This is a genomic window from Streptomyces sp. TLI_171 (assembly GCF_003610255.1).
Taxonomy (GTDB): domain Bacteria; phylum Actinomycetota; class Actinomycetes; order Streptomycetales; family Streptomycetaceae; genus Kitasatospora.
Map to the genome: position 1 here is coordinate 6,258,808 of NZ_RAPS01000001.1, position 25,803 is coordinate 6,284,610.

A 25,803-nucleotide genomic window follows, 5' to 3' on the forward strand; every position below is an offset into this window, starting at 1 on the left:
GTCGTCGTTGGCATGGTGTGCGTGATGTCAACAAGCTTGTGGGCGTGGTGTTTTCGGGCCTGTCAGCCTTGGTCGTCGAGGGTGTGGCGGACGAGGGCGAGGTCATCCGGGTGTCGGCGCGGACGCGGGACAATCCGGTGCCGTGCCCGGCGTGCGGGCGGCCGTCGGGGCGGGTGCACGGCTTCCACGGGCGGAGGGTCGCGGACGTCCCGGTCGACGGGCGGAGGGTCGTGGTGTCGGTGCGGCTGCGGCGGCTGGTGTGCCCAGTGCTCGGCTGCTCGCGGCAGACGTTCCGCGAGCAGGTCCCCGGCGTCGTGGAGCGCTACCAGCGCCGCACCAGACGACTTTCCGACCAACTCGGTGCCGTGGTCAAGGAGTTAGCGGGCCGGGCGGGTGCCCGCCTCTCTCGCGCGCTGACGTGCGCAATCTCCCGCTCGACCGCCCTTCGTCTACTGATGCGCCAGACGCTGCCGCCCCGTCGCGTCCCGCGCGTGCTCGGCGTCGACGACTTCGCCCTCAAGCGCCGGCACCGCTACGCGACCGTGCTCATCGACGCCGAGACCGGCGAGCGGATCGACGTCCTGCCCGGCCGCACCACCCAGGCCCTGACCGCGTGGCTGCACGAGCACCCCGCGATCGAGGTGGTCTGCCGGGACGGATCCGGCTGCTACGGAGAGGCGATCCGCCAGGCCCTGCCCGAAGCGGTGCAGGTCAGCGACAGATGGCACCTCTGGTCGAACCTGTGCCACAGGGTCTTGGCCGAGGTCCGCTCCCACGCCGCCTGCTGGGCCACCGCCGTGAACCCCGTCCGACCCGGTGGCATGCGCGAGCAGACCACCCGCGAGCGGTGGCACAAGGTCCACGACCTGCTCGGCCAGGGCGTCGGCCTGCTCGAATGCGCCCGCAGACTCGACGTCGCCCTGAACACCGTCAAGCGGTACTCCCGCATGAAGGAGCCCACTGGCGATCACCGCGCGCCTCGCTACAAGCCCACGCTCGTCGACCCTTACCGCGAGCACCTGCGCAGGCGCCGGGCCGAGGACCCCGCAGTGCCGGTCACCCACCTCCTGCGCGAGATCAAGGAACTCGGCTATACCGGCAGCGCGAACCTGCTGGTCCGCTACCTCACCCAAGGCCGCGCCGAGGGCGACAGGCCCGTCACCACGCCGAAGCACTTCGCCCGCCTCCTGCTCACCCGCCCCGAGAACCTCCGCGACAAGGACACCTCACTCCTGCAGGAACTCGTCCAGACCTGCCCCGAGATGGCCGAACTCGCATGCCTCACGCACGAGTTCGCCACGCTGCTGGCACCGGCCGAGGGCAACGCCGCAAAGCTCACCGACTGGATCACCAAGGTCCGCACCGCCGACCTTCCCCAGCTGCACTCCTTCGCCAAAGGTCTCGAACTCGACCGCACCGCCGTCAATGCCGGACTCACCCTCCCCTACAGCAACGGCCGCACCGAGGGCGTCAACACCCGAACCAAACGGATCATGCGGCAGATGCACGGCCGAGCCGGCTTCCCTCTGCTCCGCCACCGAATCCTCCTCCCGTGATCACCACACAGCGTCACCACCGATTACGGGACAGAGCCGTTCACTGGACAGACCCGAAGCATACGGTTATGCGGCTACGGGCATGGGGTTCTCGCCTCCGTCATCCCTGCTGAAGTGCGTCTGGGTTCGGCCTGCTTGGGCGCGGTCGAGTGCTTGGGAGAGGGCGTGGACGGCTTGGTCGGCGGAGTCCTTGAAGAGGTGGCCGTAGAGGTTGATGGTGGTGGCGAGGGTGGAGTGGCGCAGTGTCTTGGAGACGATGGCGAGGGGGATGCCTTCGGCGATCATGATGCTGGCGGCGGTGTGGCGCAGGTCGTGCAGGCCGATGGCGGGCAGGCTGATCTCTGCTGCCCGCTTGCGGAGTTGGTCGAGGACCCACTGGGGTCGCAGGGGAGCGCCGCCTGGTGTCGAGAAGACGAGTCCTTCGAGTCGGCCTTCGGGGTGGGCGCTCATCTGGAGGGCGGCTTGGCGGTGGAGGGCTGCGACGACCCGAGGGGAGAGGCTGATCCAGGCGCGGCTGGCCGGTGTCTTGGGCTTGCCGAGGGTGAGTTTGCCGTTGTCGATGGCGGCGAGGGTCCAGCGGACGAAGAGCTTGCGGTCCATGACGTGGACGTCGTCCCAGTGGAGGGCGAGGGCTTCGCCGCGTCGCATGCCGGTGCCGAGCATGACCTCGAACAGGTTGGTGAGCTGGTCGGCGTAGTGCTCCTTGTCGGCGGGGTTGTAGCGCAGGCGCCAGGAGCGCACGGCGGCGTTCAGGGCGTTGCGCAGGGTGGAGGCGGCCCGGTAGACGGTGACCGCGCCTCGGCCGGCGTCGAGTTGAGCGGTGATCCACGCGTCGATGTGCTCGGGCCGCAGGTCCAGGAGCCGCCGATGGCCGAACGCCGGGACGAGGTCGCGCTCCACGCACGCCCGGTAGCCCGCGTACGTGTTCGGCGCCAACCGCACCTTCTGCAGGACCAGCCACTCCCGCAGGAAGCTCGCCACCGTGGTGCGCCGGTTCTCGTAGACGCCGCGCAGCTCGCCGTCGAGCACGGCCCTCATCTCCCGGGTGGCTTCGGCGCGGGTGGCGAACCCGCCCCGGCGGCGGGTGCGGCGCCGTCCTTCGTCGGGGGTGAGGTCGACGCAGTAGGTCCATGTCCCGTGCTTCACATCCGCGGTCAGTAGCGGGCACCACGGCCCGAGTTGCTTGCCAGCGCCGTCCTTGCAGCCGCATCGCCGGTACACCCTGCCCCGCTGTGAACGCTGTCCCATGAACCTCTCCTCGCGCTCGGTTCTCTCCGGCACCAAGGTTCGCTGGCCTGTTCGGCGTGCCGGCAGGGCGCGGGGAGTGGGACGCGAAGCACGCAATGGCTGCCTGGCGGCGACACACGCCAGGCAACACACCGGGAGGAAGATCACAGCGCCTGGCAGATGGGTAGAGGGTGCTCCCGTGCGTCCGGGGGCAGGGGTCGTAGGGTTCGGTGGGTCGGCTTCTTCGATCGGGTGATGGTCGGCTGCCGGTTGTTTTCTGGGGAACCGCTGGAGCCTTGCATCCAGCGCCTTGGCGGGGGCTGCCTCTCACGCGCCTCTCACGGACTGGGTGTCACGAGGCGGTATCGGGCATCATGGAGGCTGGACGTGACAGGCCCTGACCTGCGGTATTCGGATGGGTGAGCATCAGTCAGACGCCAGTTCGGACGCTGGGGGTCAAGGGGTCGCAGGTTCAAATCCTGTCGTCCCGACAGAGATGTCGGAAGCCCGCTGAACTGGAGAGATCCGGGTCAGCGGGCTTCTTCGTGCTGCGGTGACTGTTCACTTGACGAGGCGCGAGTGGCGCACTCCCGTCTCCTCGGAGACCAGTTGGGGGCCGTAGCCGTCCCGGTCGGCCGTGACGTGGGCGCCGCGGGCCTGGTCCGCCACCACGATCGAGCGGCGATCAGGTGCAGGCGCTGCTACCGGGCCGTGACCCGCCATCTTCGTGGGGTGCGCAGCGGGATGGCGGCGTCCACCCGTCACCCGCCGGTCGCGGACGTCGGCCGCTACGGGTGGCTGGGCGGAACGCAGCGACCGGACGAGCCCACGATCCTCGTCGGGCTTGGTGTTCCTTGATCGACTCGGCGCGTTCGATCGTCTCCCCGACGTCCTGGCCCGTGGCCCGCCGCTTGGTCCTCGAACCGGGAGGCCGTCCCGGGCCCGGCTCGGCCGGTTTCGGGACTGCCGCCGGGCGAGCGGTGGCCGGGCGGGGCCGAGCAGGTCGGTGACGCGCTCCTGACCGCAGAGGAGTACGAGGCGGTGCAGTCCGCTGTGCCGATCGGTGCTGGGCGCCTGGCCGCGGCCGGCTGTGCACTCTCAATGCGTGCCGGGAGTTCGTGGCAGAGGTGGAGGACGGTTACCCGTGGTGCGAGCCAGAGTTCGCCGACGACGTCCGGTGCCGGGCTGCGTTGGCGCGGGTCCGGCCCCTACTGCCCGCACGAGTGCGAGCGATTCGCCAGCCAGAGCTACTCAGCGGTGGGCTCGGCGAATTTCGCGGGTGCTCGAGGGCGTAGCGGGAGACCAGCGGCCGCTGGGGTGGCCCGTGGGCGGGGACATGATGCCGTTCCCCGAACCGGACGCCGTGGAGGCAATCGACTGACTGCCCGACGCAGTGCGAGGCGTTGGCGGCGGGGCGACCTCACCCGGACCGCGGGACTGGTCGTTCGCCAGGACGTAACGGTGGCGCGTGGCATCCTGGGCGCGTGCAGTTGAGTGATCATCAGAGCAGCGTCGAACTCCGCCCGCTGCGCTACGAGTTCGCCGAGGCCCGGGGCGAAGTCCACGACGACAATTGGCTGGTCGTCGCCGGCTCGGTGGCGACCGCCGAGGGCAGCTGGTCCTTCACCGACCCGTGCCTGCTGGTCCACGAAGCCCGCCAGCTCTCCGGCTGGCTGCGGGCGACAGCCACTGGCAGGACCGAGCCGAGCGCGCCCGACGAGGGCTGGCTGTCACCGGACACCTGGTTCGTCGAACCGGTCCTCGCCATGAGCCTCGCCGACCGGAACGGCACCGACCTGGTGATTCGCGTCCACTACTCCCTCGAAGCAGCCCCACCCTGGCAGAACGGCGACGACCGGCCGGACATCTACCAGTACTACGTGCCGCTGCGCCTGGACAGCGAAGCCCTGCTCCGCGCGGCCGACAGCTGGGACCGGGCCCTGGAGGCCTTCCCGGCCCGCTGACCGGCGGTCGATCCAGAGCTGTCACCGCGCTTGTGCGGACCGAGTGGCGACCGCCCGGGGCCGCGACGTTACGGGAGGCCGTGCTGCGCAGCAGCCCCGGCGCCTTCTCCGGTCTGCGAGGGTTCAGCCGAGTTGGTTGCGGCGGGCGGTGAGGTGGGTGCGTTCGGCCTGGTTGTCGGTGAGTCGGGCTGCGGTGTCGAGGGCCTGGGCGGCTTCCGGGGTGCGTCCGAGGCGGGTGAGGAGGTCGGCGCGGACGGCGTGGAACAGGTAGTAGGTGCCGAGCGGGAGGTGGTCGACCAGGTCGAGGGCGGCTTGCGGGCCGTGGACCTCGCCGACGGCGACGGCGCGGTGGAGGGCGGCGACCGGGCCGGCGTCGAAGTGCAGGAGTTGGTCGTAGAGGGCGAGGATCTGGGCCCAGTCGGTGACGGGGTCGGTGTGCACCGCGTTGATGGCGGCGAGGATCTGGTAGCGCCCGGGCCGGTTGCGGCGCAGGCAGGCGCGGACGATCGCGCGGCCCTCGGCGACCAGGTCGGTGTTCCAGCGGGTGCGGTCCTGGTCGGCGAGGCGGACGAGGGCGCCGGTCGGGTCGGTGCGGGCGTCGCGGCGGGCGTCGATCAGCAGCATCAGGGCGAGGAGTCCGGCGGCCTCGGGCTCGTCGGGCATGAGCTCGACCAGGAGTCGGGCCAGGCGGATGGCCTCGGCGCACAGGTCCTCGCGGAGCAGGTCGGCGCCGGACGAGGCGACGTAGCCCTCGTTGAAGATCAGGTAGAGGACGGCGAGGACCGCACGGAGGCGGTCGGGCAGGTCGGCGTCGCCGGGCACCCGGTAGGGGATCGCGGCGTCGCGGATCTTCGCCTTCGCACGGACCAGGCGCTGGGCCATCGTGGGTTCGGGTACGAGGAAGGCGCGGGCGATCTCGGTGGTGGTGAGTCCGCCCAGCAGCCGCAGGGTCAGCGCGACCTGGGCCGGCACCGCCAGGGCCGGGTGGCAGCAGGTGAACACCAGCCTGAGGCGGTCGTCGCGCACGGGTCCTTCCTCCTCGGGTTCGTCGGGGGCGTGCAGGAGCTGTGCCTGGGCGTGCTTGTGGGCGCGGACGGCTTCGCGCCGCAGGTGGTCGATGGCCCGGTTGCGGGCGGTGGTGATGATCCAGCCGGCCGGGCTGGGCGGCAGGCCGTCGGCCGGCCAGCGTTCCAGGGCCCTGGTGAAGGCGTCGGCGACGGCGTCCTCGGCCGTGCCGATGTCGCCGAGTCCGCGCACGAGTACGGCGACGGCTCTGCCGTACTCGGCGCGGAAGACGGCTGCGATCTGTTCCGGGGTCGGGTTCAATACGGTTCGACGTCCCGGAACGGGCGGACCTCGATCGGGAGCGTCGTCGCGGCGGCGGCCTTGCGGCCCCACCCCAGCGCCGCGTCGAGGTCCGGTGCGGTGATCACCCAGAATCCGCCGACGTGCTCCTTGCCCTCGACGTAGGGGCCGTCGGTGAGCAGGCCGTCGGCGTGGACGACGGTGGCCGTGCCCGGGGGGTGCAGGCCGCCGGTGAACACCCAGGAGCCGCTGTCGCGCAGTTCCTCGTTGAGCCGGTGCAGGTCGGCCGCGATCCGGGCCATGGTTTCGGGATCCGGCGCGCCTTCGGGCTGGTAGATCGACAGGAGGTACTTCGGCATGGCTCCTACTTGCGGGTGTAGTCGGTGATGATCACGCCGGTGGTGGTCGTGACGCTGCTGGTGAGCTCGAACTCGGTCAGCGGGGCGGGGCCCTCGAACAGCCGGGCGCCGGTGCCGAGGGTGAGCGGGTGGATCAGCAGCTGGTAGGCGTCCACCAGGCCGGCCGCGTGCAGGTCGCGGACCAGTGAGACGCTGCCGATGACCGTGAGGTCGTTGCCGTCCTCGGTCTTGAGGTCGGCCACCGTCTTCGTGGCCTCGCCGGACAGCAGGATCGAGTTCTGCCAGGCGTCGGCGTTCTCCAGCGTCCGGGAGGCGACGTACTTGGTGGCCGCGTTCATGTGCGCGGTGAAGGGGTTCCCGTCGGTGCGGGTGCTCCAGGCGGTGATGAAGTCGTTCCAGGTCCGGCGGCCGAACAGCATGTCGGTGGGCCGGCTCATGCCCTTGCCCATCTCCCGGCCATGACGGCGTCCTGGTATCGACCGCCCCAGCCGCCGTGGGTGAATCCGCCTCGGGGGTCCTCGTCCGGACGACCGAGGCCCTGCACGACGCCGTCGAGGGTGATGGACAGCGTGACGTTGATCTTGCGCATGGCGTTCCCTTGCTCCGGTGGACTGCTCTCCCGCGGCCCGCTTCACCCCCTACACGAACGCCCGGCGGCCGGATCGACACCAGCGCGGAAGAATTCTGTCCCACCGAGGTCATCTCCCCGGGCGGCATCCGGCAACCCGAACGGGCGCGGGCCCGAGACCGCCGTCGGTCCGCAGGGTGGTTGCGACGACCGGCACGACCCCGGATCGGAACGGACCAGTCCCGCTCTTCCCACTGGCGCTTGGCTGGGCCCGCCGGCCGAGGGTGCTGCTGGCCACCGCCGCTACTGTGATCGCCTCCCGCGCGTACTCCGCGACACTGCGGGTCGACGCTGAGGGCGGTGTGCGGACAGCCTGCGGTGGGGGCCGGGGGAGCGGGCGGGCCCCGGGTGCCGCGGAGCTGACGGGCGGTCAGTACCAGGCGGAGCAGAGGTTGTCGTTCGGGCAGAACACCACGTACGTGGCGTTGTAGCCGACGCGGACGGTCAGGCTCGCCGGGTCGGGGCCGTAGTTGACGTTCGACCCGGGGTCCGGTGTGGCGGTGAAGGTGACCACGGTGCCGACGGGGAACAGCGCGTCGCAGGTGCCGGAGGGGTCCGGCTGCGGGGTGTCGCTGCCGTCGTACGGGTCCCACGCGGTCTGGTGGCAGTTGATGCCGGCGGGTTGGCTGACCACTGTGCCGCCGCCCCAGCCGTCGCTGGTCCAGGCCGACACGTGACTCTGCGAGGTCGAGGTCGAGGTCGAGGTCGCGGCCAGGGCGGTGACGGGGGCGGCGGTGCCGATCGCGGTGGCGGTGGCCAGGGCGGCGGCTGCCACCACGACCGATCGCCAGACGGGTTGGATGTGCATGAGAGATCGTTTCCTGGGGCTCGGCGTGCCCCGTGGTTCCCAGTCTCCGCGCCTTCGTCGACGCTTTGAACCCCTTTCGGGCGGTGACTCCGGGTGGCCGGGAACGCCGCTACGCAAGGTCCGCGTCGACGGTCGTGCGGAAGCGGTAGACGGTGGTGGAGCGGTAGGTCTCCCCCGGGCGCAGGACGGTGGAGGGGTACGTCTCGGGGTGGTGCGGGCTGTCGGGGAAGTGCTGGGTCTCCAGCGCGATGCCGGCGTGCCGCCGGTGGGGTGCGTGGGCGGGGCCGGTGGCGCCGTCGAAGTGGTTGCCGGTGTAGACCTGCAGCCCGGGTTCGGTGGTGAGGCACTCCAGGCGGCGGCCGCTGGCGGGGTGGTGGAGTTCGGCGGCCCGGCGGAGCCGGTCGGCGGGGGCGGGCCGGAGGATCCAGTTGTGGTCGAAGCCGCCGTCGGCGAAGCGGTCGGACAGGCGGGTGGGCCGGGTGAGGTCGAAGTGGGTGCCGGCGACGGCGGCGGGCGGGCCGAGCGGGATCAGGTCGGCGTCGACCGGCAGGTAGGCGTCGGCGTGGACGTGCAGCAGATGGTCGCCGACGTCGGCTCCGCCGGTGCCGGCCAGGTTGAAGTAGGCGTGGTTGGTGAGGTTGACGACGGTGGGCGCGTCGGTGGTGGCCTCGTAGCGGATGGTGAGGTCGCCGTCGGCGTCGAGCAGGTAGCTGACGGAGACGTCGAGGGTGCCGGGGAAGCCCTGGTCGCCGTCGGGGCTGGTCAGGTGGAAGCGGACGCCGTCGGCGACGGGGACGGCGGCCCAGCTGCGGGTGGCGAAGCCGTCGGGGCCGCCGTGCAGGGTGTGGCCGGTGTCCTGGGTCTTGAGACGGTGGACGGCGCCGTCCAGCGGCAGCTCGCCGTTCGCGATCCGGTTGCCGTAGCGGCCGACGATCGAGCCGAGGTACGCGCCCTCGCCGAGGAGTTGACCGGGTTCCGCGCCGAGCACCACCTCGTCCGGGCGCCCGTGCCGGTCGGGCGTCCGGACGGACTGGAGCCGGGCGCCGAGGTCGAGGAGCTCGACGGTGACGCCGCCCGCGGCCAGCACCCAGCGCTCGGTGCTGCGCCCGTCGGGGAGCGGGAGGGTTCCGGCGCGGCGCACGGTGGGGGCCTGGCTGTTCATGGGGTTCCTCGCATGGTGGTGGGTCCGGTCCGGCCGCCGACGGGTTCCGCGTCGTTGCGGGTCGGCGGCCGGCCCTCGCGTTCCCCGCGCCGCCGCTGAACGGGGGCGGGGAACGGGAACCGCCGACCGGCGGCGGAAGCGGGTGTGCCGCTCGGTCGGCGGGGTTCGGGAGGCGGCGGGGTTCGGGAGGCGGCGGGGTAAGGGAGGACGGTGGCCGGCGCTCAGCCGGCGGCTTCGGCCAGCGCTTCGGTGAAGCGGTTGGCGAACTTCCCGGCCGGGTCCAGCGATCGGCGCAGGGCCAGGAAGTCCGGGAGCCGTTCGTAGTTGCGCCCGGCCTGCCCCGGGGAGGTGATCTTCCCCCAGTGGGGGCGGCCGCCCAGCGGCAGGAGGGCGCGCTCCACGGCGGCCAGCACCGGGGCGACGGCGGCGAGGTCGGGCTTCCAGGTGAAGTGGAAGGCCACCGAGTCGCGGCCGTGGGAGGGGCTCAGCCACAGCTCGTCGGCGGCCACCGTGCGCACCTCGGAGATGTGCAGGACGGGGGCCAACTGCGCGCCCAGCGCGCGCAGTTCGGCGACGGCCGCCGGGGCGGCGGTGCGCGGCAGCAGGAACTCGGACTGGAGTTCCGCGCCGCTGCTCGGGGTGAACTCGGCGCGGAAGTGCGGCAGCCGCTGGTGCCAGGGGCCCGGAACCCCCTGCTGGGGGGTGCAGTTGACGGCGGGCATGGCCGGCACCGGGTGCTCCGGGCCGTCGGCCGGCCGGGCGCCGGGGACGGTCGCGGCGGGGCTGCCGTCGGCGAGTTGCTTGACCCAGACCCGGCCGGTGTCGGAGCCCCAGTCGGTGAACAGGCTGACGCTGTATCCGGCCGCGTGGATCTCGTCCAGTTCGGCCGCGTAGTCGGCGAGGGCGAGGCCGACGTGGACGTACTGGCGCACGGAGTACGCGGGGACCACGTCCAGTGTCACCGCGGTGACGATGCCGAGCGCACCCAGGTGCACCACCGCCCCCGGATCCGTGAGCGTGCGCAACTCGCCGTCGGCGCCGACGAGTTCCAGCGAGCGGACGGCGGCCGAGAGCGAGCGGCGGCCGTCGCCCGAGCCGTGCGTGCCGGTCGCGGTGGCGCCGGCGACGGAGATGTGCGGGAGCGAGGCCAGGTTCTCCAGGGCCAGGCCCGCCGCGTGCAGGACGGGCGCCAGCCGGGCGTAGCGGGTGGCGGCGGAGACGGTGACGCTGCGGCGGTCCGGGGCGAGGTCGATCCGGTCGGGCAGGTCGTCCAGTTGGACCAGGTCGCCGTCGGTGTCGGCGACCGGGCTGAAGGAGTGGCCGCTGCCCAGGGCCCGGACGCGTTCGCTGCGGCCCACCAGCTCCTGCAACTCCTCGACGGCGCGCGGCCGGTGGACAGCGCGGGCGGCGAAGGCGAGGTTGCCTGCCCAGTTGGTCAGCGGGTCGGTGGTCGTCATCAGTCACGCCCAGGGTTCGGGGGAGGCCCGGGAGGAGTCGCACGGTCGCGTCGCTCCACACCATTCGTAAGGCCGAACAACAAATTAGTTCGCGAAGCTCGGCCTGGCAAGAGGGGTGGCGAAAGTTTCGCCGGGACCCGTCGCTGTGCCCCCCGTCAGCGCGCGGCGGGCGGCGCCACCGAGCTGGAGCGCACCACCAGGGTGGTGGACAGCTCCAGCCGGGTCGGGGCGGTCGAACTCTCGCCGGCCCGGAGGGCCAGGATCAGCCGGGTCGCCTGCTCGGCCATCTCGCGCAGGGGCTGGCGGACGGTGGTCAGCGCGGGGCTGGTCCACTGCGCGATGTCCAGGTCGTCGTAGCCGACCACGGACAGGTCCTCGGGCACCCGCAGGCCGCGGACCCGGGCGGCCTCCATCACGCCGAGCGCCTGCAGGTCGCTGCCCGCGAAGATCGCGGTGGGCCGGTCGGGAAGCTCCAACAGCCTTGTGGCCTGGGCGAATCCGCCCTCGGCGTGGAAGTCGCCGAAGGCGGTCAGCTCGGGGTCGGCGTCCAGGCCGGCCATCGACATCGCGGAGCGGTAGCCGTCCAGCCGGGCCAGCGAGCAGAGGGTGTCCTCGGGGCCCGTGACGATGCCGATCCGCCGGTGGCCGAGTTCGATCAGGTGCCGGGTGGCGGCGAGGCCGCCGGCCCAGTTCGCGGAGCCCACCGAGGGCACGTCGGGATCGGGGTTGCCGGCCGGGTCGATGATGACGAACGGGATGGAACGGGCCCGGAGTTGGCGCTTCAGCTCGGGCGGGACGCTGGAGAAGACCAGCACGATGCCGAGCGGTCGCCGGCGCAGCACCGCCTCGATCCACTCCGGTCCGGGGGCGTGCCGGGAGCCGCTGTGGGTGACCACGACGCCGGCCCCGTGCTCGTTCGCCACCGTCTCGACGCCGCGCAGGAGTTCCATCGCCCAGAGGCTGTCGAGCTCGTGGAAGACGATCTCCACCAGCGGTGCCTCTCCGCCGTTGCGAGCAGTCCGCTGGTAGTCGTGGTCACGCAACACACGTTCGACACGACCGCGGGTGGCGCTCGAAACATCCGTTCGACCGTTGAGAACCTTCGAAACCGTCGAAACGGAGACCCTGGCCTCTCGCGCTATGTCCGCGAGGGTGACCCGTCCCAGTTCATCGACCTTGTCCATGGCCGCAGCATAGGGCACCGCCGCAACCCCGCCGTCCACGGCATCACGCTTCAGTAACCCTCGGCGCAGGGGGTTGACCCGCAACATGCCCGCAACTTAGCGTCCCGGCCAGGCACTGATTTCGACAATCAGCTCGAAACTTTTAGGGGAGTTCTGATGAAGAGACGCTCTTTCGCCGTTGCGCTCGGGCTGTCCCTGGCCACGGTGGGGCTGACGGCCTGCGGCAGCGGCGCCTCGTCCTCCGACGGCGGCTCGGGGACCATCCACGTGCTGGTCTACGGCGACGCCAGCAACAAGGTCGAGAAGCAGATGGTCGACACCTTCAACAAGACGTCGAAGGTCAAGGTCGTCCTCGACGCCATCCCCGGCGCGGACTACCAGGCCAAGCTCAACACCGTCATCAACACTCCCCAGGCCCCGGACATCTTCTTCAACTGGGGCGGCGGCAGCATCCAGCCCTACGTGAAGTCGGACCTGCTCCTCCCGCTCGACGACATGATCGCCGCCGACCCGGGCCTGAAGAGCAACTTCCTGCCCTCGGTGTTCAACACCGCGGTGATCGACGGCAAGTCGTACGGCATCCCGATGCGCGGCACCCAGCCGGTGCTGCTGTTCAACAACAAGAAGGTGCTGGCCGACGCCGGCCTGAGCGTCCCGAAGACCTGGGACGAGCTGATCAACGCCGTCCAGGTGCTCAAGGGCAAGGGCGTCACCCCGTTCGCGCTCGGCGGCGGCGACAAGTGGCCGACCCTGATGTGGTACGAGTACGTCTTCGACCGCGTCGCGGGCCCGGAGCTGTTCCAGAAGGCGCTGTCCGGCGACAAGAGCGCCTGGGAGAGCGAGGACTCCAAGAAGTCGCTCGGCATGCTCAAGCAGCTGATCGACGCGGGCGCGTTCGGCTCGAACTTCGACTCGGTCAAGTTCACCGACGGCGGCTCCCCGGCGCTGCTGGCCAAGGGCAAGGCGGCCTTCGAGCTGATGGGCTCGTGGGAGTACTCCACCCAGCAGGACGCCAACCCGGACTTCACCAAGAGCTCCCTCGGGTTCAGCAACTTCCCGAGCGTCACCGGCGGCAAGGGCGACCAGGCGAACGTCGTCGGCAACACCAACAACTTCTACTCGGTGCTGAAGAAGACCAAGCACCCGGAGGCGGCCGCCGCCTTCCTGAAGCTCATGTACTCCGACGACTTCGTCAAGGCGCAGATGGCGATCGGCAACCTGCCGACCACCACCAACACCGAGCAGTTCCTCGGCACCGCCGCCAACCCCGACTACTCGAAGTTCCAGTACAACCTGGTCAAGGCCGCCCCGTCGTTCCAGCTCTCCTGGGACCAGGCGTACCCGCCGGCCGCGTCCGTGCCGCTCCAGACCGCCGTGCAGCAGTTCTTCAACGGCAAGCTCGACGTGGACGGCTTCATCAAGGCCATGCAGGCCCTGCCCGCCTCCTGAGAAGACTTCTCATGACTGCTCTCTCCTTCGTGTCCGGGTCCGGCCGCCGCCTTCGGGCGGGTCGCCGGGCCGGCGTCGGGGTGACCCGCCCGGGCCTCGCCTGGGCGGTTCCCGCGACCGTCTTCTTCCTGCTGTTCGCGCTGGTCCCGCTGGTGCTGGTGGCGGTGCTCTCCTTCACCAGCTGGGACGGCGTCGACTCGCCCCGGTTCAACGGCCTCGCCAACTGGACCAAGCTGCTGCACGACCCGGTGATGACGCAGAGCGTCTGGCTGACCCTGGTGCTGACCCTGGCCGGCGTGCTCGTGCAGACCCCGGTGAGCATCCTGCTGGGCGTGTGGGCGGCCGGCCACCAGCGCAACCGCGCCGTGCTGTCCGCGATCTTCTTCGTCCCGCTGCTGCTGTCCGCCACCGCGATCTCGGTGGTCTGGCGGGCCATCCTCGACCCCAACTTCGGCGTGCCCTCGCAACTGCCCTGGCTGTTCGGAGACGGCAACCTGATGGGCAGTCAGAGCGGTGCGATCGCGGTGCTCACCTTCGTCGGCATGTGGCAGTGGACGCCCATGCACGCCCTGCTCTACCAGGGCGGCGCGCGGGCCATCCCGCAGGTCCTCTACCAGGCCGCGGCCATCGACGGCGCGGGCAAGGTGCGGCAGTTCATCCACATCACCCTGCCGCAGCTGCGCAACACCATGATCACCTCGGTGATCCTGATGCTGGTCGGCGGCCTCACCACCTTCGACACCGTCCTCATCCTGACCCAGGGCGGCCCCGGCACCGACACCACGAACAGCGCCTACTACATGTACCAACAGGCCTTCAAGAGCTTCGACTTCGGCTCGGGCTCGGCCATCGCCCTGGTCCTCGTGGTGGTCGCCACCCTGATCTCGCTCGCCGTCGTGCGCCTCTCCGGCTACGACAAGATGCGCAGCACTTCGGAGGGACTGTGATGCGACGGCGTCCCAACTACCTCGCCGGGCTCGGTTCGCTGGTCTGGCTGGCCCTGGTCGGCTTCCCGCTGTACGTGCTGCTGATCTCGACCTTCCGCACCCGCTCCAGCTACTCCTCCGAGGGACCGCTCAGCTTCCCCGAGCACCTCACCCTGCAGAACTACATCGACGACTTCTCCAACGGCTTCGGTCAGGACTTCCTCAACACGGTGATCGTCACCGTGAGCGTGGTCGCGATCGTGCTGCTCGTCGTGCCCCCGCTGGCCTACGCGATCGTGCGGGCCCAGGGCAGGACCATCAGCACGGTCTTCCGGATCTTCCTGCTGGGGCTGGCGATCCCGGCGCAGGCCGTGATCGTGCCGATGTTCTACGTCATCAGCAAGGCCGGTTTCTACGACCACCTGCTGGGCGTCATCCTGCCCACCGCGGCGTTCTGCCTGCCGGTGTGCACGCTGGTCCTCACCGGCGCCATGCGCGACATCACCAGCGAGATGTACGAGGCCATGGCCATGGACGGCGCCAGCCCGTGGCGGGTGTTCTGGCAGCTCGTGCTGCCGCTGTCCAAGGGCGGCCTGTCGTCCGTCGTGGTGTTCGCGGCGCTGCAGGCGTGGAACGGCTTCCTGTTCCCGCTGATCCTCACCCAGTCGGAGAGCACCAAGGTCATCACCCTCGGCCTGTACAACTTCCAGACCGAGCACGGCGTCGACGTGCCCGGCCTGACCAGTGCCGTCGTGCTGTCGATGCTCCCGATCTTCATCGTCTACCTGTTCGCCCGGCGTGCCTTGGTCCAGGGCCTCATGGGCGTCGGAGGAAAGTGACCGGCAACATGAACCTGGCCGCCTTGAGCGCAGATCCGACCGTCCGCTGGCGCGACCGCGCGCTCAGCCCCGAGGACCGCGCGGACGCCCTGATCGCCGAGATGACCCTCCCCGAGAAGCTGGCCCAGCTGGTCGGCGTCTGGGTCGGCGCCTCCGACGAGGGCGGCGACGTCGCCCCGCACCAGCACGACATGGAAGAGCCGCCCGACCTGGACGTCCTGCTCCCGTCCGGGCTGGGCCAACTGACCCGGCCGTTCGGCACGGTGCCGGTCGACCCGGCGCTCGGCGCGCTCTCACTGGCCCGCAGCCAGCAGCGCATCGCCGCCGCCAACCGCTTCGGCATACCCGCCCTCGCCCACGAGGAGTGCCTGGCCGGCTTCGCCGCCTGGGGCGCCACCGCCTACCCGGTGCCGCTGTCCTGGGGCGCCACCTTCGACCCGGACCTGATCCGGCGGATGGCGGAGGCGATCGGCCGCGACATGCGCGCGGTCGGCGTCCACCAGGGCCTCGCCCCCGTCCTCGACGTGGTCCGCGACGCCCGCTGGGGCCGGGTCGAGGAGACCATCGGCGAAGACCCGTACCTGGTCGGCACGGTGGCCACCGCCTACGTGCAGGGCCTGGAGTCCGCGGGCATCGTCGCCACCCTCAAGCACTTCGCCGGCTACTCCGCCTCCCGGGCGGGCCGCAACCTCGCCCCCGTCGGCATGGGCGCCCGCGAACGCGCCGACGTGATCCTGCCGCCGTTCGAGATGGCCGTCCGCGAGGGCCGCCCCCGTTCGGTCATGCACGCCTACACCGACACCGACGGCATCCCGTCGGCCGCCGACGAGGACCTGCTGACCGGGCTGCTGCGCGACACCTGGGGCTTCGACGGCACGGTGGTGGCCGACTACTTCGGCATCGCCTTCCTCAAGGTGCTGCACGGCGTCGCCGCGGACTGGGCCGACGCCGCCGGCCTCGCCCTGGCCAGCGGCGTGGACGTGGAACTGCCGACCGTCAAGACGTTCGGCGAACCGCTGCTGCGCGCCGTCGAGGACGGCACCGTGCCGGAGGCCCTGGTCGACCGGGCGCTGCGCCGGGTCCTGGTGCAGAAGGCCCAACTCGGCCTGCTGGACCCGGACTGGGACCCCGTCCCGGCGGCGTTGGCCGGCCGCTCGCTCGACGACCCGCGGAAGCTGCGCGGCTCGGTCGACCTGGACAGCGCGGAGAACCGCGACCTGGCCCGGGAGATCGCCGAACAGGCCGTGGTGCTGCTGAGCAACGACGGGACGCTGCCGCTGCGCAGCCCCCGCCGGATCGCGCTGATCGGCCCCAACGCCGACACCCCGACCTCGGTGCTGGGCTGCTACGCCTTCCCCGTGCACGTTGGCAGCCAGCACCCGGGCGTGCCGGTCGGCATCGAACTGCCCACGCTGCGCCAGGCGTTGGCGGCGGAGTTCCCGGACTGCGAGATCTGGACCGCGGCCGGGGCGAGCGTCGACGGAGCCGACACCTCCGGTTTCGGCGAAGCCCTGGAGGCGGCCCGCCGGGCCGATGTGGTGATCGTCGCCCTCGGTGACCGGGCCGGGCTGTTCGGCCGCGGCACCAGCGGCGAGGGCTGCGACGTCGAGTCCCTCGAACTGCCGGGTGTGCAGGGCCAGTTGCTCGACGCGCTGCTGGACACCGGCAAGCCGGTGGTGCCCGTCCTGCTGGCCGGCCGCCCCTACGCCCTCGGGCGCGCGGTGACCGAGGCGGCGGCGCTGGTGCAGACCTTCTTCCCCGGCGAGGCCGGCACCGAGGCGGTCGCCGCGGTGCTCAGCGGCCGCACCAACCCGTCCGGCCGACTGCCCGTCAGCATCCCGGCCCGGCCGGGCGTGCAGCCGTCCACCTACCTCGCCGCCCGGCTGGCCGGACCGAGCGAGGTGTCCAGCACCGACCCCACCCCGGCGTTCGGCTTCGGACACGGCATCGGCTACACCGCGTTCGACTGGAGCGACCTGGAGGTGGAGCAGACCGCCGCCGGCACCGACGGCACGGTCGAACTCGCCTTCACCCTGCGCAACTCCGGCGAGCGCGCCGGCAGCGAGACCGTCCAGCTGTACCTGCACGACCCCGTCGCCAGCGTGGTCCAGCCGGTCCAGCGCCTGATCGGCTACCGGCGGATCGCCCTGGACGCGGGTGAGCAGACCCGGGTCCGGGTCGCCGTCCCCGCCGACCTCGCCTCCTTCACCGGACGCGACGGCCGCCGCATCGTCGAGCCCGGCGAGCTGGAACTGCGGATCGCCGCCTCCAGCACCGACGTCCGGCTCACCGCCACCGTCCGGCTGGACGGACCGGTCCGCGTCCTGGACCACACCCGGCGGCTGCACGCGGAGTTCCGCTCCGCCTGACCCGCCGCCGGACCGAAGGACCGCAGGGCGCCCCGTGCAGGGGCGCCCTGCGGTCCTTCGTGGTTCCTCGCCGCCGCCGCGGAATTCGCCCGCCCGCCGCGGGCGTTGGCGGTGGGGCGCCGAGCGGTTCGGCGGGAGCGAGGGGGAGCGGGATGAGTGCGGAGATGCGCGCGGCGGTCTGTGTGCGGGCCGGCGGCCCCGAGGTGCTGGAGGTGCACGGACGCCCGGTGCCGGAGGTCCGCGAGGGCTGGAGCCTGGTCCGGGTGAAGGGGGCGGGCCTGAACCGGTCGGAGCTGAGGACCCGTCAGGGGCACTCGCCGAGCGTGCGGTTCCCGCGGGTGCTGGGCATCGAGTGCGTGGGCGTGGTGGCCGCCTCGACCGATCCGGGGCTGCCCGTCGGGCAGACCGTCGCGGCGGTGATGGGCGAGATGGGCCGCGCGTTCGACGGCGGGTACGCCGAGTACGCGCTGCTGCCGAACCCGCTGCTGATGCCGATCACCAGCACGCTGCCCTGGGAGGTGCTGGCCGCCCTGCCCGAGTCCTACCTCACCGCGCAGGGCTCGCTCGACGCGCTCGGCGTCGCGCCCGGCGACGGCGGCCGGCTGCTGATCCGCGGCGGCACGTCCTCGGTCGGGATGGCCGCGGCCGCGATCGCCGCCGGCTACGGCCTGCGGACCGCGGCCACCACCCGCAGCCCCGCCAAGGCGGCGGCGCTGGCGAAGTCCGGCGTCGACCACGTGCTGCTGGACGACGGCGCCCCGCTGGGGCCGGCCGTGCGGGCGTTCTGGCCCGAGGGCCCGGACCACGTGCTGGACCTGGTCGGCGCGGCCACCGCGGTGGACTCGCTCCACCTGGTGCGCCGCGGCGGCACGGTCTGCGTCTCCGGATCGCTCAGCGGCTGGCTGATCCAGGACTTCGAACCGATCGCGATGATCCCGTCCGGCACCAGGCTGACCTCCTTCCACAGCGACACCATGAAGGGCGCGGCGGGCGCCGCCGTGCTGCAGCGGATCGTCCACGAGGTCGAGGCGGGCGTCCACCGGCCGCGCGTGGACCGGGTGTTCGCGCTGGACGGGATCGCCGCCGCCCACCGGTACATGGAGGAGGACCGCGCCGTCGGGAAGGTCGTCCTGCTGCCCTGACCGTCAGGACGCGGCGGCGGGCGCCGTCCAGCCGGCCAGCAGGCGGAGCGCGTCGGCGGTGGCGGAGCCGGGTTCGACCGAGTAGACGCACAGGGTCTGGTCGGCGTCGCCGGGCACCTGGAAGGACTCGTACGAGAAGTGCAGGTCGCCGACCAGCGGGTGGACGTAGTGCTTGGCGCCGTGGGTGCGGCGCAGCACCTGGTGGTCGTTCCACCAGGTCGGGAACTCCGGGCAGCGGAGCGTCAGTTCGCCGATCAGCTCGGCGAGCCGGCGGTCGTCGGGGTGCCGGCCGGCCTCCAGCCGGAGCATGGCCACGGTGTCGGCGGCGATCCGCTCCCAGTCGCCGACCCGCTCGCGGGCCTCCGGGTCGAGCAGGTAGTAGCGGGCCAGGTTGCGGCGGGGGGCGGGGAGCGCGTCGAAGTCGGTGAGGACCTCCCGGGCCAGCCGGTTGACGGCCAGCACGTCGGTGCGCCGGCCGATGACGAACGCGGGCACGTGCGCCAGGGTCTCCAGCATCAGGTGCAGCCCGGGCCGGACCCGCTGCGGCCGCTCGGGGGCGCGGCGGGCCGCCTGCGGGGCGGGGAGCAGCAGGTCGGCGAGGTGCTCGCGCTCGGAGGGGTCGAGCCGCAGGGTGCGGGCCAGCGCCCGGACCACCTCGGGGGAGGGGTGGCCGCCCCGGCCCTGTTCCAGCCGGGTGTAGTACTCGGTGCTGACACCGGCCAGCCGGGCGACCTCGTCGCGCCGCAGTCCGGGCACCCGCCGCACCCGGCCGTCCGCGGGCAGCCCCGCGGCCTCCGGGCCGATCGCGGCGCGCCGGGTGCGGAGGAAGTCGGCGATTTCCCTGCTGCGTTCCATGGACCAAGTGTGCCGCCCCGCCGGGGCGCCGGCGGCCCGCCGGGTGGCCCTGCCGGTACCAGTCGGCGCAGGGCCGAGTTCGCGCCCCCGACGGGCCCGCCGGACTGGTCTGCTGGAGCTGTGCCCGGGACCGACCCGGTGGCACGACTCCCCTCCTCCGTACGGAAGGCACCACCATGTCCACGCACACCGCCAAGCCCCTCGCCGGTCGCGTCGCCGTCGTCACCGGCGCGTCCAGCGGCATCGGCGAGGCCACCGCCGAGAAGCTCGCCGGGCTGGGCGCCCGGGTCGTCGTGCTGGCCCGCCGGGCCGAGCGGCTGGCCGACCTGGTCGCCCGGATCGAGCAGCGCGGCGGCAGCGCCGTGGCGATCGCCGCGGACGTCACCGACCCGGCCGCCGTGCGGGCGGCCGCCGACCGGGTCGCCGCCGAACTGGGCGGTGCGGACCTGCTGTTCAACAACGCGGGGGTGATGCTCCCGGCGCCGGTCGAGGAGCTGGCCACCGCGCAGTGGCAGCAGCAGATCGACCTCAACGTGTCCGGACTGATGAACGTGATCGGCGCGTTCACCCCGCAACTGGTCGCCGCTGCGGCCGAACGCGGCGTCGCCGACCTGGTCAACACCTCCTCGATCGCGGCGCTGAACATCTTCCCGACCTTCGCCGTCTACTCCGCGACCAAGGCCTACGTCACCCACCTCTCCCGCCACCTGCGGGCCGAGCTCGGCGCGAAGCAGGTCCGCGTCTCGGCGATCGAGCCGGGCATCGTCGGCACCGAGCTCCAGTCCCACGTCACCGACCGGGGCGCGCTCGACTGGCTGGCCGGCGCCAAGGACGCGATGGAGTGGCTCACCCCCGAGGACGTCGCCGAGACCGTCGGCTTCCTGGCCGCCCTGCCGCCCCGGGTCAACCTCCAGCAGGTCACCATCATGCCCACCGGCCAGGCGAGTTGAGCCCTCGGGGCGGCTACAGGTCGTCGAGCGGGGCGAAGGCCGCGGGGTCGGCGGTGAGCGACTGCTCGGACCAGATGACCTTGCCGGTGGGCGTGTACCGGGTGCCCCAGCGGTGGGCCAGCTGGGCGACCAGGAAGATGCCGCGGCCGCCCTCGTCGGTGGTCGCGGCCCAGCGCAGGTGCGGCGCGGTGCTGCTGGCGTCGAACACCTCGCAGACCAGGCTGGTGTCGAGCAGCATCCGGACCCGCACCGGCGGCGCGCCGTGCCGGATGGCGTTGGTGATCAGCTCACTGAGGATCAGCTCGGTGCTGAACGAGATCTCCTCCAGGCCCCACTCCGTCAACTGCCGCACGCACGCGGCCCGCACCGGAGCGACCGCGGCCGGGTCCGCGGGCACGTCCCAGGAGGCGGTCCGGTCGGCGGGCAGCAGGCCGGTCCGGGCGACCAGCAGCGCCACGTCGTCGGCCGGGTGCGGGGTCAGGCAGCTCTCGACGGCGAGCGCGCAGACGTCGTCGGGGCCGGTCCCGGTCCGGCCGGCCAGGGCCGAGCGCAGCTGCTCCAGGCCCTCGTCGATGTCCCGGCCCCGGGTCTCCACCAGGCCGTCGCTGAACAGCAGCAGGTGGGACCCGGGCGCGAGGGCGATCTCGGTGGTCCCGAACGGGTAGCCGCCGACGCCGAGCGGCGGGGCGCTCGCGATCTCCGGGTAGCTGACGGTGCCGTCTGGGGCCAGCACCGCGGGCCCGAGGTGCCCGGCCCGGGACAGCAGGCAGTGCCCGGTGACCGGGTCGTACACCGCGTACACGCAGGTCGAGCCGGTGACGTTCAGCTCGGAGGCGTCCTCGTCGAGCTGCGACACCAGCTCGTCGAGCCGGCCCAGCACCTCGTCCGGCGGGAGGTCGAGCGTGGCGAAGGTGCGGAGCGCGGTGCGCAGCCGGCCCATCACCACCGCCGCGTTGATGCCGTGGCCGACCACGTCGCCGACCAGCAGCGCGGTGCGGAAGCCCGGCAGCGGGATGACGTCGTACCAGTCGCCGCCGACGCCCGCGGTGGCCGGCAGGTAGCTGTGGGCGATGTCCAGCCCGGTGCGCTCGGGCACGATCCGCGGCAGCAGGCTGCGCTGCAGGGCCATCGCGGTGCCGTGCTCGCGGGTGTAGCGGCGGGCGTTGTCGATGGACACCGCCGCGCGGGCGGCGAGGTCCTCGGCGAGCAGCACGTCCTCGCGGTCGAACGGCGGGCTGGGCGCGGTGCGCCCGAACTCGACCAGGCCGAGCAGCCCGCCGCGGATCCGCAGCGGAACCGTGAGCGCCGCGTGGTGGGCGTCCACCACCGCGCGGCCGTCGGCCACCGCCCGGGCCTGCGGGCCGTCCGCCAGCACCACCACCGCGGCGCCGACCGGCATCGCGCCCGGCGACGGGCCCACCAGCACGGTGCGGCGCAGCACCTCGCCCGGCCCGTCGATCCCGGCCGGCGGCTCCTCGCCGCGGCTGACCGAGTCCACCAGGTCGACGAAGACCCGGTCGGCGAAACCCTCCACCGCCACCGCGGCGAGGTCCTCGCAGGTGCGGGTGATGTCCAGGCTCTGGCCGATCCGCATGCCCGCCTCGTACAGCAGCCGGCGCCTCTGCCCGGCGTCCGCGATCCGGCTGGTCAGGTCGTGCAGCTCGGTGGTGTCGCGCAGCGTCACCACGCTGCCGGACAGGCCGCCGTACGGGGCGGTGGGCCGCTTGTTGACGGCCAGCAGCCGGTCGCCGGTGCGGTGGATGCCGTCGGTGACCTCCTCGGCGGAGGTGAGCAGGGCGGCCGTGGCGGGCGGCAGGCCCAGAGCGGCGACCGGCTGCTGCTCGGGGCCGGCGGGCAGCGCCAGCAGCCGCTTGGCCTCGTCGTTGGCCAGCATCAGCCGCCCGTCCCCGTCGATGATCAGCACGCCCTCGCGGACGGCGTGCAGCACCGCGTCGTGGTGCTCGTACATCCGGGCCAGCTCGGCCGGGCCGAGGCCGTGGGTCTGCCGGAGCACCCGCCGGGAGGCCACCGCCGCGCCGGCCGCGGCCAGCACCACCGCGCCCGCCGCGCCGCCGAGCAGCACCGGCAGGTGGGCGTTGACGATCGCGTCGACCCGCTCCACCGCGATGCTCGCCGCGACGAAGCCCAGCAGCCGGTGGTCGGCGTCGAACACCGGCACCGCGGTCGAGATCGAGCGGAACCCCGGCTGGGACAGGTTGAACGTCACCGTCTCGCCGTTCTCCAGCCGCGGCAGCACCTGCTCCTGCACCAACTGCGGCGGCTGGTACGGCTGGCCGATGTGGGAGGGGTCGGTGGCGGTGATCTGCACCAGCGAGGTGCTCACCACCACCACCGAGTCGACGTCGGTGGCGCGCTGGACCTCCGCGGTGTGCGGTTGCAGCAGCGCCGAACGGTCCGGGGACTGCATCGCCTCGACCGTGCCCGGCGCGTGCGCGAAGGACTCGGCGACGCCCCGGGTGACCCGGCCCGCGTCGCTGCGGGTACTGGAACGGGCCTGGAGCACCATGGCGGCCACCGCGGCGATCACCAGGATCACGATGATCATCAGCTCGGTGAGGAAGATCCGGCCCGCCAGGCTGCGCCGGGACAGAATCCGGTACGCGCCGCCCGACCCCCGCCGTCTCGGCGCTCCGCGGGCCCGGCGCGTCGAGGACCTGCGGCGACTCGTCGGCACATCTCATGAAAACCCGGCCGCCGGAGGGGCACAAGCGGCACCGGCCGCGCCCCGCGGGCCGCAAGGCCGGGGGAGTCGGCGGCTGTCGTGGTTCGTGCACGAGAGTGACCGGGGTCGGTCGTCGTCGTTCACGAGGCGATTCTGTGCCAGACGCCGATCTACGCCGGCCTCGCCGCCGCCTGGACCGCGGGCGGCCGAACCGTGCCCGGACGCTCCGACCCGGAGTGGCGGCGACTCCTCCTGCCGCCGCGCCTCTCCCCGCCCGCCTTCCCCCGCGCCCGGGCCGCCCCCGCCCCCGGCCGGTGGAACTGTGCGCGGGGCGCCAGGCGCCGAAGAGGCAGCGGTCGAGGACCCGGGAGCGGCCGGGATGAGCCGCCCCGCCGCGCCGCACGCGGGTTCGGGCGGGGGCGGGCGCGAAGAATCCGGCCGGCGGGAGTGACCGGGGATCTTGCAGGATCGTTGCTCCTGATGTGACCTGCTATCAGCACACTGTCGTCTTATTCCTGCGCCCGCTCGGCGTCCTGCCGGCGGCCCGCACCCGCGCGCCCGGGCTGACGAGGCGTCACGGGAGCGGCCGATGACCGGCCAGGAGCCCCCGCGCAGACCGCGCCGGGAGGCCGGGACCCCGGACTGCGAAGTCCTGCTGACGCTCTGGGCGGTGCCCTGCACGGGCGGCGGCGTGCAGGTGCCCGCGCGGCTGCGCTACTACCGGACGGACCCGTGCGCCGTGTACCTGGACCACCCGACCGGCCAGGACGGGCCGGAGACCCGGGTGTTCGCCCGCGACGTGCTGGCGACCGGGCTGGCCGAGCCGGTCGGGACCGGTGACGTGTCGGTGCGCCCCGGCGGCGGGCACACCCCCGACACGGTGTTCATCTCGCTGAGCGCCCGGGGCGGAACGATCGTGCTCAGGGCGCCGAAGCTGCTGGTCCAGGCGTTCCTGGAGGCGTCCTGGACGGTGGTGCCGGCCGGCCGCGAGTTCGAGCACCACGACCTGGACGCCGTGGTCGACCGGCTCCGCTCACCCGGCGCCCCGCCCGCGCCCTGACCCCGCGCGCACGCCGACACGGCGGCCGGCGAAGACGTCCGGGATCGACGCCTCCGACCAGGGTCTTCGGTTTCTCCTCGAAATCCGACCGGTCGGAACGGCCCGGCGGGGCCCGTTCGGGCGCATACTGGGAGACCCATGAGCAACAAGCCTCCAGCGGTCCGCCGCCATCTGCCCACCAGCCCCTTCAAAGCTCCGGTCGAGGCGCCGCGCAAGCATTTCGACGTCGGAGACCGGGTCACCCACGACTCCTTCGGCCTCGGCCGGGTGACCGGTGTCGAGGGCGAGTCCGCCGTGCTGGTCGACTTCGGCTCGCACCTCGAGCGCGTCACCCAGCCCTTCACCGGCATGTACAAGCTCTGACCCGACCCGGAAGCGGCCCCGCGCAACCTGCCCGGGGCCGCTCTCCGGCCGGTCAGCGGCCGCTCGCCGCCGCGTGGTGCGCGGTGGTGGATCCGGCGCGGCCGCCGGCGTCGAGGGCCTGCAGGATGCCCTCCACGCTCTGCTTGGCGTCGCCGAACAGCATCGAGCTGTTCTCCCGGAAGAACAGCGGGTTCTGCACGCCCGCGTAGCCGGAGGCCATCGAGCGCTTGAAGACGATGACCTGCTCGGCCTCCCACACCTTCAGCACCGGCATGCCGGCGATCGGGCTGGACGGGTCGTCGAGCGCGGCCGGGTTGACGGTGTCGTTGGCGCCGATCACCAGCACCACCGAGGTGTCGGCGAAGTCGTCGTTGATCTCGTCCATTTCGAGCACCACGTCGTAGGGGACCTTGGCCTCGGCCAGCAGCACGTTCATGTGCCCGGGCAGCCGGCCGGCCACCGGGTGGACGCCGAAGCGGACCTCGATGCCGCGGTCGCGCAGGCGCCGGGTGAGCTCCGCGACCGGGTGCTGCGCCTGGGCGACGGCCATGCCGTAGCCCGGGGTGATGATCACGGACTTGGCGGCGCCGAGCAGCTCGGCGGCCTCCTGGGCGCGGATCTCGCGGTGCTCGCCCTCCTCCTCGGCGCCGCCGGAGGGAGCCTCGATGCCGAAGCCGCCCGCGATGACGGAGACGAAGGAACGGTTCATCGCCTTGCACATGATGTAGGAGAGGTAGGCGCCGGAGGAGCCCACCAGCGCGCCGGTGACGATCAGCAGGTTGTTGTCGAGCAGGAAGCCCGCGGCGGCGGCCGCCCAGCCCGAGTAGCTGTTGAGCATGGAGACCACCACCGGCATGTCGCCGCCGCCGATCGAGGCGACCAGGTGCCAGCCGAGCAGCAGCGCCAGCACGGTGACGGCGATCATCAGGCCGAGGTTCGGGCTGACGGTGAACCAGACGGTGAGGGCGAGGAACGCGCCGAGCGCGCCCAGGTTGAGCGCGTTCTTGCCGGGCAGCACCAGCGGGCGGGAGTTGATCCGGGCGGAGAGCTTCAGGAACGCGACGATGGAGCCGGTGAAGGTGACCGCGCCGATGAAGATGCCGATGAACACCTCGGCGTGGTGGATGCTCAGCAGGTCGGCGCCGACGGCGGTCTGCGCCTCGCCGTGCCGCTCCACCTCCAGGTAGCTGTCCCAGCCGACCAGGACCGCGGCCAGTCCGACGAAGCTGTGCAGGACGGCGATCAGCTCGGGCATGCCGGTCATCTCGACCTGGCGGGCCCGCCACAGGCCGATGCCGGCGCCGAGCGCCATCGCGAGCAGGATCAGCGCGACCGCTCCGGCGCTGATGCTCTGCGCCGCCACCACCACGGTGGCGGTGAGGGCGAGGGCCATGCCGGCGATGCCGTAGGCGACGCCGGCCCGGGAGGTGCGGTGCTGGGAGAGCCCGGCCAGGCTGAGGATGAACAGCAGAGCGGCGACCAGGTCCGCGGCGTGCGCGGCGGTGAGGGAAGTCATC

General features: G+C 72.5%; 23 protein-coding genes. 10 read left to right on the top strand and 13 right to left on the bottom strand.

Annotation, left to right across the window (positions count from 1 at the left end; all coding sequences use genetic code 11):
• Positions 1 to 47: 47 nt before the first annotated feature.
• Positions 48 to 1,556: an ISL3 family transposase gene (locus BX266_RS27870; protein WP_107490762.1), complete on the top strand. Its 1,509-nt coding sequence runs from the start codon at positions 48 to 50 to the stop codon at positions 1,554 to 1,556.
• Between the two features lie 66 nt (positions 1,557 to 1,622).
• Here BX266_RS27870 and BX266_RS27875 read toward each other — a convergent pair whose 3' ends face one another.
• A complete protein-coding gene (locus tag BX266_RS27875; RefSeq protein ID WP_180290642.1) occupies positions 1,623 to 2,702 on the bottom strand; it encodes a site-specific integrase in 1,080 nt (359 codons plus the stop codon).
• Positions 2,703 to 3,344: 642 nt separating this feature from the next.
• A complete protein-coding gene (locus BX266_RS38945; RefSeq protein WP_183096887.1) occupies positions 3,345 to 3,506 on the bottom strand; it encodes a hypothetical protein in 162 nt (53 codons plus the stop codon).
• A 761-nt stretch (positions 3,507 to 4,267) separates the two neighbouring features.
• Between BX266_RS38945 and BX266_RS27885 the strand changes: the two genes are divergently transcribed.
• Complete coding sequence (locus BX266_RS27885; RefSeq protein WP_099904164.1) at positions 4,268 to 4,747, top strand: hypothetical protein; 480 nt, start codon at positions 4,268 to 4,270, stop codon at positions 4,745 to 4,747.
• Positions 4,748 to 4,870: 123 nt separating this feature from the next.
• On the opposite strand, the gene BX266_RS27890 is transcribed toward BX266_RS27885, so the two are convergent.
• From BX266_RS27890 to BX266_RS27925, 8 genes are all read right to left on the bottom strand, one after another.
• Positions 4,871 to 6,073: an RNA polymerase sigma factor gene (locus BX266_RS27890; RefSeq protein ID WP_099904166.1), complete on the bottom strand. Its 1,203-nt coding sequence runs from the start codon at positions 6,071 to 6,073 to the stop codon at positions 4,871 to 4,873.
• Positions 6,070 to 6,411, bottom strand: coding sequence for a YciI family protein (locus BX266_RS27895; RefSeq protein ID WP_099904168.1), 342 nt, complete (start codon positions 6,409 to 6,411; stop codon positions 6,070 to 6,072). Before BX266_RS27895 ends, BX266_RS27890 begins: the two co-directional genes overlap by 4 nt.
• Before the next feature lie 5 nt (positions 6,412 to 6,416).
• On the bottom strand, positions 6,417 to 6,848 hold the full coding sequence (locus BX266_RS27900) for a dihydrofolate reductase family protein (RefSeq protein ID WP_218969271.1): 432 nt from the start codon (positions 6,846 to 6,848) through the stop codon (positions 6,417 to 6,419).
• On the bottom strand, positions 6,845 to 7,000 hold the full coding sequence (locus BX266_RS39365) for a hypothetical protein (RefSeq protein WP_218969272.1): 156 nt from the start codon (positions 6,998 to 7,000) through the stop codon (positions 6,845 to 6,847). The genes BX266_RS27900 and BX266_RS39365 overlap by 4 nt, the downstream gene beginning before the upstream one ends.
• A gap of 409 nt (positions 7,001 to 7,409) precedes the next feature.
• Positions 7,410 to 7,847, bottom strand: coding sequence for a hypothetical protein (locus BX266_RS27910; RefSeq protein ID WP_099904173.1), 438 nt, complete (start codon positions 7,845 to 7,847; stop codon positions 7,410 to 7,412).
• 109 nt (positions 7,848 to 7,956) lie between these two features.
• The gene (locus BX266_RS27915; RefSeq protein ID WP_099904175.1) at positions 7,957 to 9,009 is read right to left on the bottom strand and encodes an aldose epimerase family protein; all 1,053 of its coding nucleotides are present in this window, start codon (positions 9,007 to 9,009) and stop codon (positions 7,957 to 7,959) included.
• Positions 9,010 to 9,230: 221 nt separating this feature from the next.
• Positions 9,231 to 10,466 (bottom strand): FAD-binding protein, encoded by a 1,236-nt coding sequence (locus BX266_RS27920; RefSeq protein ID WP_099904177.1) that lies wholly within the window; start codon positions 10,464 to 10,466, stop codon positions 9,231 to 9,233.
• A gap of 155 nt (positions 10,467 to 10,621) precedes the next feature.
• Complete coding sequence (locus tag BX266_RS27925; protein ID WP_099904179.1) at positions 10,622 to 11,650, bottom strand: LacI family DNA-binding transcriptional regulator; 1,029 nt, start codon at positions 11,648 to 11,650, stop codon at positions 10,622 to 10,624.
• Between the two features lie 156 nt (positions 11,651 to 11,806).
• Here BX266_RS27925 and BX266_RS27930 point away from each other — a divergent pair, with 156 nt between their 5' ends.
• The 5 genes from BX266_RS27930 (at position 11,807) to BX266_RS27950 (ending at position 18,375) form a co-directional block, all read left to right on the top strand.
• Positions 11,807 to 13,099: an ABC transporter substrate-binding protein gene (locus tag BX266_RS27930; protein WP_099904182.1), complete on the top strand. Its 1,293-nt coding sequence runs from the start codon at positions 11,807 to 11,809 to the stop codon at positions 13,097 to 13,099.
• A gap of 11 nt (positions 13,100 to 13,110) precedes the next feature.
• Positions 13,111 to 14,046: a carbohydrate ABC transporter permease gene (locus BX266_RS27935; RefSeq protein WP_259464883.1), complete on the top strand. Its 936-nt coding sequence runs from the start codon at positions 13,111 to 13,113 to the stop codon at positions 14,044 to 14,046.
• A complete protein-coding gene (locus BX266_RS27940) occupies positions 14,046 to 14,864 on the top strand; it encodes a carbohydrate ABC transporter permease (RefSeq protein WP_099904188.1) in 819 nt (272 codons plus the stop codon). Before BX266_RS27935 ends, BX266_RS27940 begins: the two co-directional genes overlap by 1 nt.
• Positions 14,865 to 14,872: 8 nt before the next feature.
• Positions 14,873 to 17,233 carry a glycoside hydrolase family 3 N-terminal domain-containing protein gene (locus BX266_RS27945; protein WP_099908379.1) on the top strand — a complete coding sequence of 787 codons (2,361 nt, stop codon included), beginning with the start codon at positions 14,873 to 14,875 and terminating at the stop codon, positions 17,231 to 17,233.
• Positions 17,234 to 17,385: 152 nt separating this feature from the next.
• Complete coding sequence (locus BX266_RS27950; protein WP_099904193.1) at positions 17,386 to 18,375, top strand: zinc-binding dehydrogenase; 990 nt, start codon at positions 17,386 to 17,388, stop codon at positions 18,373 to 18,375.
• Positions 18,376 to 18,378: 3 nt separating this feature from the next.
• Here BX266_RS27950 and BX266_RS27955 read toward each other — a convergent pair whose 3' ends face one another.
• The gene (locus BX266_RS27955) at positions 18,379 to 19,230 is read right to left on the bottom strand and encodes a helix-turn-helix transcriptional regulator (protein ID WP_099904197.1); all 852 of its coding nucleotides are present in this window, start codon (positions 19,228 to 19,230) and stop codon (positions 18,379 to 18,381) included.
• Between the two features lie 176 nt (positions 19,231 to 19,406).
• On the opposite strand from BX266_RS27955, the gene BX266_RS27960 reads away from it, so the two are divergent.
• The gene (locus tag BX266_RS27960) at positions 19,407 to 20,180 is read left to right on the top strand and encodes an SDR family oxidoreductase (RefSeq protein ID WP_099904201.1); all 774 of its coding nucleotides are present in this window, start codon (positions 19,407 to 19,409) and stop codon (positions 20,178 to 20,180) included.
• A gap of 13 nt (positions 20,181 to 20,193) precedes the next feature.
• Here BX266_RS27960 and BX266_RS27965 read toward each other — a convergent pair whose 3' ends face one another.
• Positions 20,194 to 22,746: a SpoIIE family protein phosphatase/ATP-binding protein gene (locus BX266_RS27965; RefSeq protein WP_099904204.1), complete on the bottom strand. Its 2,553-nt coding sequence runs from the start codon at positions 22,744 to 22,746 to the stop codon at positions 20,194 to 20,196.
• Between the two features lie 706 nt (positions 22,747 to 23,452).
• Between BX266_RS27965 and BX266_RS27970 the strand changes: the two genes are divergently transcribed.
• Positions 23,453 to 23,923, top strand: a complete 471-nt coding sequence (locus BX266_RS27970) for an SsgA family sporulation/cell division regulator (protein WP_099904206.1) — start codon at positions 23,453 to 23,455, stop codon at positions 23,921 to 23,923.
• Positions 23,924 to 24,061: 138 nt separating this feature from the next.
• Positions 24,062 to 24,286, top strand: a complete 225-nt coding sequence (locus BX266_RS27975; protein ID WP_099904208.1) for a hypothetical protein — start codon at positions 24,062 to 24,064, stop codon at positions 24,284 to 24,286.
• Positions 24,287 to 24,338: 52 nt separating this feature from the next.
• Here BX266_RS27975 and pntB read toward each other — a convergent pair whose 3' ends face one another.
• On the bottom strand, positions 24,339 to 25,802 hold the full coding sequence (gene pntB, locus BX266_RS27980) for a Re/Si-specific NAD(P)(+) transhydrogenase subunit beta (RefSeq protein WP_099904210.1): 1,464 nt from the start codon (positions 25,800 to 25,802) through the stop codon (positions 24,339 to 24,341).
• Position 25,803: the final 1 nt, after the last annotated feature.